The organism is Corynebacterium sp. DNF00584, from assembly GCF_001552965.1.
Lineage (GTDB): Bacteria > Actinomycetota > Actinomycetes > Mycobacteriales > Mycobacteriaceae > Corynebacterium > Corynebacterium phoceense.
The window spans coordinates 1-12,335 of the sequence record NZ_KQ959749.1 but is presented as its reverse complement, the minus strand read 5'-3'; the positions used below and the strand labels follow the sequence as shown (position 1 = coordinate 12,335).

Here is a 12,335-nt window from a genome sequence, read left to right as displayed (position 1 = left end):
TTATTCGTCCTTTAGCGGCCGGTACCGGCGTAGACAGTGGCAACCTCGTCGCTGCCGAGCTGGAACTTCTCGTGCAGGGCCTGGGCGGCCTTGTCGAGGTCGGACTCGCGGGTGAGCACAGAAATGCGGATCTCCGAGGTGGAGATGAGCTCCATGTTGACGTCCACGTCGCGCAGGGCCTCGGTGAAGTCTGCGGTGACACCCGGGTGGGACTTCATGCCGGCGCCGACGAGGGAGACCTTGCCCACCTGGTCGTCGTACAGGATGTTGGTCCAGCCGCCCTCGGCCTTGAGCTTGGTAAGCAGCTCCATCGCGCGCGGGCCGTCAGCGCGTGGGCAGGTAAAGGTGATGTCCGTGGTGCCGTTCTCCAGGGAGGAGACGTTCTGGAGCACCATGTCGATGTTGATCTCGGCATCCGCGACGGCGCGGAAGACCTTGGCGGCCTCGCCCGGGCGGTCCGGGATGCCCAGCACCGTCACCTTAGCCTCAGAGTTATCGGTAGCGACACCAGTCAGTACTGCTTCTTCCACGGGAATATCCTCCATCGAACCGGCAATGAGCGTGCCGGGGTCATTTGAATAAGACGAGCGAACTCGCAAGGGAACGTTGAATGCGCGGGCGTACTCGACGCTGCGCAGGACGAGAATCTTGGAACCGACGGCCGCCATCTCGAGCATCTCCTCGAAGGAGAGCTTCTCCAGCTTGCGGGCGTTGGGCACGATGCGCGGGTCGGCCGTGTACACGCCATCGACGTCGGAGTAGATCTCGCAGACGTCGGCGTTTAGGGCGGCGGCCAGCGCGACCGCGGTGGTATCGGAACCGCCACGGCCCAGCGTCGTGACGTCGCGCGTGTCCTTGTTGACGCCCTGGAAGCCGGCGACGATGCAGATCTGGCCCGCTTCGAGGGCTTCCGTAATACGGCCCGGCGTCACGTCCACAATGCGCGCGTTGCCGTGACGCTCGGTGGTGAGCACGCCCGCCTGCGAGCCAGTGAACGACTGCGCGTGCGCGCCGAGAGACTCGACGGCCATGGCGACGAGCGCGTTGGAGATGCGCTCGCCGGCAGTGAGCAGCATGTCCATCTCGCGCTGCGGCGGGACGGGGTTGACCTGCGCCGCGAGGTCCAGCAGGTCATCGGTGGTATCACCCATGGCGGAGCAGACCACGACGACGTCGTGGCCCTGCTTTTTCGTCGCCACGATGCGCTCCGCGACGGCGCGAATGCGCTCGGCGCTCTCGAGGGACGAACCACCGTATTTCTGTACGATCAGGGCCACTGAAACTCCTGCCGCCTTCCTAACTCGAATTCCTCGCGTCCGCGGCGCGTGAGCGCCACGAATACCTGTTGCCTAGTAGTCAACTTCTCCAGACTAACGTTTTCCCGCGCGATTAGAAACATGACGTGCATATAAATGCGTCACACCGGACGCGGTCTGCGGATCGGGTAGCGTGGGGCGGGTGTTACACAACGTTATCGCCGTATTCTTCGCCTTGGCGTCGGCGATCGTCGTCGCATGGGGCACCGTCATCCGCCACCGTATCGCACTCGAGGCCTCCGGGGCGGTCATGCGCACCGCCATGGGCAATCCGTTGTGGTGGGTAGGCACCGGCGCTGCCGTGCTTGCCTATGCCCTCCAACTCATCGCGCTCGCGTTCGGTACCCTCCTCGTCGTGCAGCCCGTGCTCGTGCTCTCCCTCATGTTCACGCTGCCCCTGTCCGCGTGGTACTCCAAGCGCCGCATGCCGGGCCACGAGATTTTCTGGTGCGTGGCACTCACCCTCGCCGTGGGCATCCTCGTCCTCTACGGTCGCCCCCAGGCTGGCGAGGATAATCCCACGTGGTCGGACTGGTGGCCAGCCCTCCTCGTCGGCGCGGTCCTGCTCATCGGCTTAGCCATCGCGGGCGTGCAGTGGCACAAATACCGGGCGCTGGCCTTCGGCACCGCCTGCGGCATCATCTATGGCTACGTCGCGTTGCTGGCGAAGGGGGCGACAACCGAGCTCACCCACGGGGGCATCGGCAGCCTGCTCACCTCGTGGCAACTCTACGCACTCATCGCGCTCGCGGGCACCGGCACGGTGGTTCAGCAGTATTCCTTCCACGCCGGGCCGCTCACGCACTCGCTGCCCGCGATGACCATCGCGGAGCCCATCCTCGCCTTCGGCATGAGCTACTGGGTGCTCGGCGAGAAATTCTCCGTGTCCTCCGCCGCGGGCTGGGCCGTCATGGCCACCGCGCTCGCGGTGATGATTCTCGCGACCATCGTGCTCGCGCGCGTGCCAGTCGGGCCTAGGCCAGCTCAGAGCCCAGTTAAATAGCCCACTCGAAAACCACCAGCATGTAGGCGCTCACCCACGCCCCGAGAAGTGCCCACGCACCCACCAGAGTCCAGGCCACCGCTGGGCGCAGAGAACGCACCGCGCACACAGCCCACGGCATGAGCACGAGGGCGGCGGGCAGCAGCAGGCGCGGGCGCGAGTGCATGAGGCCATCGGAAAGCACAATATTGGCCTCGAGCGCCGCTGCGAAGAGCCACACGGGCGGATCCAGGCGCCGCCACGCGAGCGCCAGGCACACGGGCGCTGCGATAATGACGCACGTAGCAAGCAGATAGCCCACGTTTTCGCCCGCGGTGAGCGTGTTCCAGACCCAGCGTGCCGTGGCCAACCCCATGTCGAACTCGGAATGCCAATTCTCCCGCTGCAGCGCGAAGTAGCCGCGCGGCAGGTGCGCGTTGGCCCAGATGAGGAACCCCAGCAGGCCCAACGGGGAGACCGCGACGCCCACCCAGGCGCGCCACTCCCGGCGCGCGGCCCACACGACGTAGACGAAGAACGCCGCCACGAGTGGTACCGCCGTGAGTCGCACGAGGCCCAGCGCGCAGACCATCGCGCCGGCGGTCAGCCACCGCCGGTCGACGAGCGCCGCGAGCGCCCAGAACGCTAAAGCCCCAAAGAGTGCCTCCGTATACGGCATGGTGAACACGATGGACAGGGGCGCGCTCGTCACGACCGCCGCGGCGGCCAGCTGCCCGGCGCGCCCGGCGCCCCTGCGTTGCGCGAGCGCCATAACGCCCGCGGTCATCACCACCGTCAACACGACGTTGAGCGCGATGCCCGCCGCCGCCGAGCCACCCAACACCCGCAGCAGCAGCGGGAACGCCGGGAAGAAGGCGAAGGATTCCTCTTGCGCGTAGCCTTCGGAGGCAATCCGCAGGTAGTGCTGCGCGTCCCACGCCACGAGCTGCTCCCCCAGCGGCTTGCCATTCGCCGCCGCGAGCACCGCAAGCACGGCCACGCGCAGCACCGTCAGCACACCAGCCAGCGCCGCCGCATCCATCCAGCCGCGCTTGCCGATGCCCCCGTGGGTTCCTGTCGCCTCGATCGTCACCCCAGGCACTTTACCCGCTTCTCGATCATCTCACTACGTGAGATTTCTTGCCACGACGTGAAACGTAGGGTAGTCTGCGTCACATGACGATCGCGCGCCTTCTCCTTATCGGCCGCGGCGGGATTTAGGCCCTTAATCCTTGTGGGGCCGGCGCCCGTCGCGGATATTTCGCCGCGCCGGCCTCCCCCACACCTTTCAACCGATAGGATTTAAGCCATGTCCCCGAATGACGCATACATCTCTGCACCCCGCGAAATCACGACCCCGGCCGGCCCGGCGCGCGACGGCCAGCCCGCCTGGAATAAGCAGCGCGGCTCCTCCATGCCGTTTCACCGCTACCTGCCCTTCGAGCAGGAAGTAGAGGTCGTCGACCTGCCAGACCGCACCTGGCCGTCGAAGAAAATCACCCACGCCCCGCAGTGGTGCGCGGTCGACCTGCGTGACGGCAACCAGGCACTCATCGACCCGATGAGCCCGCAGCGCAAGCACCGCATGTTCGACCTGCTGCTCAAGATGGGTTACAAGGAGATCGAGGTCGGCTTCCCGTCCGCGTCCCAGACGGACTTCAACTTCGTGCGCGAGATCATCGAGCAGAACAAGATTCCGGACGACGTCACCATCCAGGTCCTCGTTCAGGCCCGCGAGCACCTCATCCGCCGCACCTTCGAGGCCTGCGCGGGCGCGAAGAACGTCATCGTGCACTTCTACAATTCGACGTCCAAGCTGCAGCGTCGCGTCGTCTTCCGCAAGGACAAGGCGGCCATTAAGAAGCTGGCCACGGACGCCGCAACGCTGATTAAGACCATCGCCGCGGACTACCCGGACACCAACTGGCGCTGGGAGTACTCCCCGGAGTCCTACACCGGCACCGAGCTGTCTTTCGCCAAGGAGGTCTGCGACGCCGTCGTAGACATCATGGACGCCACGCCCGAGCACCCCATGATCATCAACCTGCCGTCCACGGTCGAGATGATCACGCCCAACATCTACGCGGACTCCATCGAGTGGATGCACCGCAACCTGGAAAAGCGCGACTCCATCATCCTCTCGCTGCACCCGCACAACGACCGCGGCACCGGCGTCGCCTCCGCCGAACTGGCCTACCTGGCCGGCGCGGACCGCATCGAAGGCTGCCTGTTCGGCAACGGCGAGCGCACCGGCAACGTCGATCTGGTCACCCTGGGCCTCAACATGCTCACCCAGGGCGTCGACCCGCAGATCGACTTCTCCGACCTGCCCACCATCCGCGAAACCGTCGAGTACTGCAACCAGCTGCGCGTGCCCGAGCGCCACCCCTACGGCGGCGACCTCGTCTTCACCGCCTTCTCCGGCTCCCACCAGGACGCCATCAACAAGGGCCTCGACGCCCTGGCCAACGAGGTCCGCCCCGGCGCCATCAACACCGAGGTCTCCTGGGACGAGCTGCGCGAGACCACGTGGGAGGTCCCGTACCTGCCCATCGACCCGAAGGACGTGGGCCGCGACTACGAGGCCGTCATTCGCGTCAACTCCCAGTCCGGCAAGGGCGGCGTCGCCTACATCATGAAGACGGACCACGGCATCAACATGCCGCGCGCCATGCAGGGCGAGTTCTCCGCCGTCGTCCAGGAAGTCACGGATTCCGAGGGCGGCGAGGTCAACTCCAAGAACATGTGGGACATCTTCGCGACCGAGTACCTGGATCGCACCACCCCGCTCGAGCAGGTCTCCGCCTCCATCAAGAACGCGGAGACCCCGGACGCGGACACCACGCTCAACGTCGACGTCATCTACAACGGTGAGAAGAAGTCCATTACCGGCACCGGCAACGGCCCCATCGCCGCCTACGCGAACGCGCTGGAGTCCCTCGGCATCGACTTCGAGGTCATCGAGTACTCCCAGCAGGCCCGCACCGCCGGCGACGACGCCGAGGCTGCCTGCTACGTCGCCGCCGATGTCAACGGCTCCAAAATCTGGGGCGTCGGCATCGCCGGGTCCACTACCACCGCGTCGCTGCGCGCCATGACGTCCGCCGTCAACCGCGCCCTCGCGTAATTTCCGCCCCGCCTAGCGCCCCGGTTATCCTGGCATAAAAGGAAAGGGGCGCCATGGCGGACACGTACACAATTCCCGCGACGGGGCTGGGGGCCATCCGGTCCATCGCTCTCCACGAGCTCCATGGCCCTACCCTCGCGCGGCTCACCGGCACCCAAGACCTGCCGGTCACCCTCCACGCCACGCCCCACGCGCTCCGAGCCCAGCTTGCCGATGCCCCCTTAGGCCTCCTCCCCGCCGCCGACCGCGCCGAATACCCCGAACTCGATTGGCTCCTGGAACAGGGCTTTACCCCGGAGGTCACCGCCCGCATCACGGTCGACGGCCTCGCCTCTTCCGCCGCGTTGCGCTTGCCCCGCCCAGGTCTTCTTCTGCCCGCAAACAACCCGCCGGCCCAGGCGTGGACGCTCCTGCCACCCGGCTCGCCTGCGGACGCCGTGACGCTCATGGACCTCCCGGACGATATCGGCATCGACAAGCGCTCGCGCCTGCAGCTGCTCACCCGCCTGCGCGCACTGCCTGATGGCGGCGTCGAGGTCTACCTGGGCAATCACCTCGCGGGGCGCTTGCCCGCTGCAGCGGCCGCGCGCCTACACCCCACCATCGTGGCGCACCGCGAGCACGGCGTCATCGCCGTCGCCCGCGCCTACTACGCCCCGCGCCGCGACGAGCGCACACTCACCCTCTACGCCGCGCCCGCGGAGTTCGACCCCACGCACGTCTCGCCTGCCTCCCCACACCAGGACGCGGCGAGCTCGTTTGAGACCACCACCTTCCTCGCCGCGCAAGGCCCCCGCAACGCGGACCTCGGTACTCCCACCGCGGACACGTCACGCACGTGGATCTGGTGGCTCGTTGCCGCACTTATACTGCTCTTGGTTTTCGCCGGCGTCGCGTGGTATTACGTATAACACCCAGCTGTTCTTTCCACTTTTCAAGCCTGAGAAAGATTAGAAAATACCCAAAAATTGGCGTAAAGTCTCAAAAGATAAGATGTGGTTCCTCTCTCCCGCGTCGTCTACGCACCAACCCAAAGGCAGTTAGTTATGAGTCATACTCCGTATGTGGTCCCTGACCACGGCTTTGGTGCTGCCCGCACGCTGCCCATCAACGGCATCGACGCCGAGGTTTTCGCTAATCTTCTCGGCTCCGCAGACGTGCGAACCATCTCCGTTATTTTGGGCACCCCCTCCGCGTCTGCGGATGACACCGTGGGGCTTACCGTCCGCCACGACGGCGTCCAGATCGGCACCATCGACGCCCACGACTCTGCCGAGTACACCGAACTCGACTGGATCCTCGGCGCCGGACTGTCCCCCGAGGTCTCCGCGCGCCTGACTCTCGACGACAACGGCTGGCCGCTCGCCTCCGTCGTCCTGCCCGCTCCCGGTCTGTGCGTGCCGGCGAACAACCCGCCCGCCGTGCGCTGGGCCATGCTCGATGGCGGCGTCGGCATTCCCGTCCAGGGCATTCCCACGTCGCTGGCGTCCTACCCGCGCGAGCCCCAGCACTTCCTCGTCACGCTGCGCGCCCGCCGCTTCCTCGGCCATCGTTCCGTGTCGGCCTACGTCGACGGCGCTTTCATCGGCACCCTCGCGCGCGAGGACGCACTCCAGCTTGCCGATACCATCATTTCCTACCACTACTCCGGTCTCGTCTCCGTCGCGCGCGGCTACTACAAGTACAACGAGGGTCACCCAACCCTGACCATCTACGCCGACGCAGAGGCGCCCGCCCGCAAGCACTTCGCCGCCGTCGCAGGCACCGCCGCCACGACCGGCATGGTTCTCTCCGCCGCCGCTGCCGCGCGCGCCGAGGCCGCCGTCCCCATGACGGGCTTCTTCACCGGCGGCGCTGGCACCGCCGCAACCGGTGCCTCCGCCGGCGCCACGCTTGCTTCCGTGACCTCGCTGGGGTCATCCGCCACGGGTTCGACGTCCGCGACCTCCACCGCTGGCGCATCCGCCGCCACCACCTCCGCAGCCGCGACAACTGCCACGACGACCGCCGCGACCACGGCCGCCGCCTCGGGCGTGAGCCTCCAGGCCATCGCCGCCGCCTCGACCGCCATCCTCACCGTGGGTGGCCTGGGCGTCGCGACGAACAACATCGTCAGCAACCAGCCTTCCGATGCCCCCCTCACCGTCGCGTCCGGCCCCTCCACCGCCGGCTCCGCGAGCGACCCCAACGGCGACGTAAACACCGACGCACAGGCCTCCGCGTCCTCCCGCGCAGACTCGTCTGCCGACTCCACAAGCACAAACTTCACGGACTCCGACTCCTCGGCCCGCACGAACGGCGATCGCACCGCAGGCCAGGGTTCCACACGCGAGGCCACCACGCGCGCAGCACGCTCCGCCGCGGCGAACGACGCCTCACGCCAGGGCGACGCTGAGACCGCCCAGCGCTCAGCCACCGGCGCCACCGCCACGGGCACCACCACGACCGGCACCGCCCCCCGCGGCACCGCACCAGCCGCCGTCAACCCGAGCGTGTCCAACCAGGACGCCCGCCCCGACACGAACTCCGGCATCTCGCTGGACGAACTGCGCCGCCTCACGCGCGACGGCAACCTCATCCTCGCCCAGGACGCCCCGTCCACCACCGCGGCAGCCAGCCCGACCACCACAACGACTGCGGCCTCCGCCCCCACGACCGCGTCCCCGCTGCCCAGCACCATCGCTGTGGCCCCCACCGACAAGGCTCTCGCTGCCCCCACGCCCACCTCCACCGCGCAGATCGAAGACACCACGATCGACTCCGGCGACGTCATCATCAGCGACGACAACGGCGAGTGGGCTTTCGACGTCGTCACGCCCGCGACAACCACGATGACGACCGTGGCCGAGCCGACGGACGCCACAACGACCACGACGGCCCCCGCCGCGACATCCTCTACCGCGACGTCGCCTGCCGAGGCCACGACCACCGCCGCCCAGACCTCGGCCGTCACGCCGACCGCCAGTGCTGCGCCGGCCACCGCGACGGCAACCACGACTGCCACGACCACCTCGGCCACCGCGACGGCAACCACGACTACGACGACAGCCGAGCTGACGGACGCCCCCGCGACGTCCCCTGTCGAATCCACGACCACCGCCGCCCCGACCTCGGCCGTCACGCCGACCACCACCGTCACCGCAATTGCACCCACCACGCCCACCACGGCAAAGGCGACCCCGACGACCGTCAGCTACTCGTTCCGCGACAACGACCCCACTACCTCGACGAAGACGACCGCCACCACGAGTGCGCAGCCGTCCACCACGGCCCCCGCCACGAGCGCACAGCCCACGACGGAGACCACGCCCGCCACGACGACCACCACGGCCGCCGACACCGCGGACAGGAACGCCGGCACGAAGGAATGCGGCACGGGCTTCTGGTTCACCACCATCGTCAACTGCATCATCATTCCGTTCTTCCGCGGCGCCGACGCGGCAACCACCACGGATGAACCCACCGCTGAGGCCACCACGTTCGAGGTCATCGAGGACCCCGCCACGAAGTCCCCCACAGTGCTCGAACCGACGCCGCTCGAACCGACGCCCGCAGTCGAAGACACCCCGCAGGAACTCGCCGTCGAAACCCCGACCGAGACCGTCTCCTAACCCTCCTCTGGGCGAGTAGCGCGCGGGATTCGAGTCCGCGTCCGTTAAACTCGGAACAATGACAGATTCCCCGCGCGAGCACGACCGGCTCACTGATATCGCGGACTACCCGTATGTCGCGGTGACCATCCAAACCACCGGCATCCATCCGTCGACCGGGCGCCTGCTCACCCTCGACGCCCTGACCTTCAACGACGCCGGCGAGACCGGCCGCGACTTCCACGCGGTCCTCAACCCCGACACCGACCGCGGCCCCCGCCACCAGCACGGCCTCGAAGCCGACGCCGAGGGCCAGCAGTTCTCCAAAATCCTCAAGCCGCTCGATCGGCTCATCGACGGACGCACCCTCATCGTCCACGACACCCCGTACACGTGGGGGTTCCTCGTCGCCGAGGCCCGCCGCGCCATGACCGCCGCCGCCCGCGCCAACCGTTCCCGCGGCCGCAATCGCCGCCGCCGCCAGCGCGTAGGCCACGTTCCCACGCCCGAGCGCATCATCGACACGCTCGCCACCGCTCGCCGCGCCGAGCAGGACTTCACCGACATCCGTCTCGCCGCCGTCGCCGGTCACGACGCCGCCGCGACCACCGAGCGCGCAGCCCAGCCCGAGGCCGAGACCTCCCGCGCCGCGACCCAGATGCTCATCGAGCTCTACCGTTCCCAGGACGAGCACTCGAGCTACGCCCCGGACGACCTGCGCGCCGACCGCTTTGGCCTGCAGCGCTCCGAGGTCCGCGTCGACGCCGCCCAGGCCCCGCGCCTGCATCACAACTCAGGCTTCTGGCGCCGCGGCGAACAGGTCCGCAAGGGCATGGAGTTCGTCGTCGCGCCCGAGACCCGCATCGACCCGGACGAGCTCATCGCCGCCGGCGTCACCGCGGAGCTCAACTACGTGGAAAAACTCTCGCGCGAGACCTCGCTCGTCGTGTGCAACCGCCGCCACGACCTCGTGGGCAAGGCCATGCACGCGCACCGCAAGGACATCGAGCTCGTCACGGACGAGGAGTTCCTCGAACTCCTCCAGGACGTCGCCGAGCCTGCCGATGCCCCCGAGCCCGCAGCGCCGTCCCAACACCCCATCCCCAATGCGAATAACCGATCGCGGTCCCGCAATGCGCAGGGCGGCAAGTCCGGCGGCAAGCGCCGCCGCGGCTCGCGCGGTGGCAATCGCCGGCGTCGCGGACGCGGCAGCAACAACCGGAATAAGAACCATGGCGGCAACGACAGCCAGAAGAAGGAGAGCTAAATGGGTGTCCTAGGAAAGGCGCGCACCGCGGTCGCGAAGACCGCAGCCAAGGCCGCGACGTACGCCTCGCGTGCGACCGGTCGCGGCGCGGGCGGCATGATCGGCGGCCTCATCGCCGGAGCCATCGACCCGCACATCATGGGCGAACTCGCCGGCGGACGCCCGTCCGTCCTCGTCACTGGCACGAACGGCAAGTCTACGACGACCCGCATGCTCGCCGCGGCCTTGCGCACCCGCTACACCGTGGCGACGAACGACGGCGGCGACAACATGGACGCCGGCATCATCTCCGCGCTCCTGGCGAGCCCGGACGCCTCGCACATCGTGCTCGAGGTCGACGAGCTCCACGTCCCCCACGTCGCAGACAACATCACTCCGCAGGCGCTCGTGCTGCTCAACCTCTCACGCGACCAGCTCGACCGCGTCGGCGAAATCAATAAGATCGAGCGCGCGCTACGCGGCGCCGTCGAGGCCCACCCAGACATGCTCATCATCGCCAACTGCGACGACGTCCTCATGACCTCCGTCGCCTACGACGCGAAGAACGTCATCTGGGTCTCCGCCGGCGCCGGCTGGCTCGGCGATTCCGTCACCTGCCCGCGCACCGGCGGCCACGTCGTGCGCACCGCGGACGACTGGTACGCCGTGAAGAAGCTGGAAGACGGCCGCGACTTCCGCCGCCCGACGCCGAGCTACACGGTGACGGACGCGGGCCTGGAGGCGAACGGGGGCATCGGCAAGCTGGAGCTGGCGCTTCCGGGCCGTGCGAACCGCGGTAACGCGGCGCAGGCCATCGCCGCCGCCGTCGAGGCCTTCGACATCCCGCAGGCTGACGCTACCCGCGCGTGCGAGACCGTCGACGACGTCGCCGGCCGCTACTCCACCGTGCGCCTCGACGACCACGAGATTCGCCTGCTGCTCGCGAAGAACCCCGCCGGCTGGCAGGAAGCGCTGTCCATGGTCGACCGCACCGCCGACGGCGTGGTCATCGCCGTCAACGGCCAAGTCGCCGACGGCGTCGACCTGTCCTGGCTATGGGACGTAAAATTCGAGGACTTCGACCGGATTGCCGTCAAGGCCGCCGGCGAGCGCGGCACCGACCTGGCCGTGCGCCTCGTCTACGCCGATATCTCGCACGAACTCATCCCCGACCCGCTCGACGCTATCCGCGCCTGCCCGCCCGGCCGCGTGGAGGTGCTCGCCAACTACACGGCGTTCCGTGATCTCCGCAAGGCCTTGCTCCGCGCGGCGAACCAGGAGGACAACAATGCTTAATATCGGACTCATTCTTCCCGACGTCCTCGGCACCTACGGCGACGACGGCAACGCGCTCGTCCTGCGCCAGCGCGCCCGCATGCGCGGTATCGACGCAGAGATTCACCGCGTGCTGCTCGGCGAGCCCATCCCGTCGACGCTCGACGTGTACACGCTCGGTGGCGGCGAGGATACCGCGCAGATTCTCGCGGCAGAGCACTTCATCAAAGACGGCGGCCTCACCCGCGCCGCGAACGCTGGGCGCCCCATCCTCGCGATCTGCGCGGGCCTGCAGGTGCTGGGCACTTCCTTCCGCGCGTCCGGCCGCATGGTCGACGGCCTCGGGCTTATCGATGCCACCACCGCCGGCCTGGCCAAGCGCGCCATCGGCGAGGTCGTCTCGAGGCCCACCGGCACCGTGCCCGGCCTCACCGATACGCTCACCGGCTTTGAGAATCACCTCGGCGCGACCATCCTCGGCCCCGACGCGACCCCGCTGGCGCGCGTGACGCGCGGCAACGGTAACACGGACTCCACCGCGGCAACCGCCGCCGGTGCTTCTGCCGACCAGGTCGGCACCGAGGGCGCAGTCCAGGGCTCCGTCATCGCGACGTACATGCACGGCCCCGCGCTCGCGCGCAACCCGCAGCTCGCGGACCTGCTTTTGGCGCGCGCGATGGACACGACCGTCGAGAAGCTCGGCCCACTCGACATTCCGGCCGTCGATCGCCTGCGTTCTGAGCGCCTGGCGTAAAACGGCATGCCGAATCGCCCGCCCCTCGGGGCGGGTTTTCGTGGT

General features: G+C 68.1%; 9 protein-coding genes. 7 read left to right on the top strand and 2 right to left on the bottom strand.

What is annotated here, in order from left to right; translation table 11 throughout:
- Window positions 1–11: 11 nt before the first annotated feature.
- A complete protein-coding gene (locus tag HMPREF0307_RS05925; RefSeq protein ID WP_066489297.1) occupies window positions 12–1,277 on the bottom strand; it encodes an aspartate kinase in 1,266 nt (421 codons plus the stop codon).
- Between the two features lie 181 nt (window positions 1,278–1,458).
- On the opposite strand from HMPREF0307_RS05925, the gene HMPREF0307_RS05920 reads away from it, so the two are divergent.
- Entirely contained in the window at window positions 1,459–2,319 is an 861-nt protein-coding gene (locus HMPREF0307_RS05920; RefSeq protein ID WP_066489294.1) for a DMT family transporter, read from the top strand.
- Here HMPREF0307_RS05920 and HMPREF0307_RS05915 read toward each other — a convergent pair.
- Entirely contained in the window at window positions 2,312–3,391 is a 1,080-nt protein-coding gene (locus HMPREF0307_RS05915) for a mannosyltransferase family protein (RefSeq protein ID WP_231725072.1), read from the bottom strand. The two genes, HMPREF0307_RS05920 and HMPREF0307_RS05915, sit on opposite strands and share 8 nt — an antisense overlap.
- Window positions 3,392–3,607: 216 nt before the next feature.
- Between HMPREF0307_RS05915 and leuA the strand changes: the two genes are divergently transcribed.
- The 6 genes from leuA (at window position 3,608) to HMPREF0307_RS05885 (ending at window position 12,290) form a co-directional block, all read left to right on the top strand.
- Window positions 3,608–5,425 carry a 2-isopropylmalate synthase gene (leuA, locus tag HMPREF0307_RS05910; RefSeq protein WP_066489290.1) on the top strand — a complete coding sequence of 606 codons (1,818 nt, stop codon included), beginning with the start codon at window positions 3,608–3,610 and terminating at the stop codon, window positions 5,423–5,425.
- 53 nt (window positions 5,426–5,478) lie between these two features.
- The gene (locus HMPREF0307_RS05905; protein WP_066489286.1) at window positions 5,479–6,336 is read left to right on the top strand and encodes a hypothetical protein; all 858 of its coding nucleotides are present in this window, start codon (window positions 5,479–5,481) and stop codon (window positions 6,334–6,336) included.
- 135 nt (window positions 6,337–6,471) lie between these two features.
- The gene (locus HMPREF0307_RS05900) at window positions 6,472–9,036 is read left to right on the top strand and encodes a hypothetical protein (RefSeq protein WP_156435908.1); all 2,565 of its coding nucleotides are present in this window, start codon (window positions 6,472–6,474) and stop codon (window positions 9,034–9,036) included.
- A gap of 58 nt (window positions 9,037–9,094) precedes the next feature.
- Entirely contained in the window at window positions 9,095–10,282 is a 1,188-nt protein-coding gene (locus tag HMPREF0307_RS05895) for a hypothetical protein (RefSeq protein WP_066489276.1), read from the top strand.
- On the top strand, window positions 10,283–11,557 hold the full coding sequence (locus tag HMPREF0307_RS05890; RefSeq protein WP_066489270.1) for a Mur ligase family protein: 1,275 nt from the start codon (window positions 10,283–10,285) through the stop codon (window positions 11,555–11,557). It begins immediately after the preceding gene.
- The gene (locus HMPREF0307_RS05885) at window positions 11,550–12,290 is read left to right on the top strand and encodes a type 1 glutamine amidotransferase (protein WP_066489261.1); all 741 of its coding nucleotides are present in this window, start codon (window positions 11,550–11,552) and stop codon (window positions 12,288–12,290) included. The genes HMPREF0307_RS05890 and HMPREF0307_RS05885 overlap by 8 nt, the downstream gene beginning before the upstream one ends.
- The last annotated feature ends 45 nt before the right edge of the window (window positions 12,291–12,335 follow it).

Excerpts from the sequence above, each read along its gene's own strand:
- leuA (WP_066489290.1), top strand. The coding sequence starts at position 3,608 with ATGTCCCCGAATGACGCATACATCTCTGCACCCCGCGAAATCACGACC.
- HMPREF0307_RS05905 (WP_066489286.1), top strand. The coding sequence starts at position 5,479 with ATGGCGGACACGTACACAATTCCCGCGACGGGGCTGGGGGCCATCCGG.
- HMPREF0307_RS05900 (WP_156435908.1), top strand. The coding sequence starts at position 6,472 with ATGAGTCATACTCCGTATGTGGTCCCTGACCACGGCTTTGGTGCTGCC.
- HMPREF0307_RS05895 (WP_066489276.1), top strand. The coding sequence starts at position 9,095 with ATGACAGATTCCCCGCGCGAGCACGACCGGCTCACTGATATCGCGGAC.
- HMPREF0307_RS05890 (WP_066489270.1), top strand. The coding sequence starts at position 10,283 with ATGGGTGTCCTAGGAAAGGCGCGCACCGCGGTCGCGAAGACCGCAGCC.
- HMPREF0307_RS05885 (WP_066489261.1), top strand. The coding sequence starts at position 11,550 with ATGCTTAATATCGGACTCATTCTTCCCGACGTCCTCGGCACCTACGGC.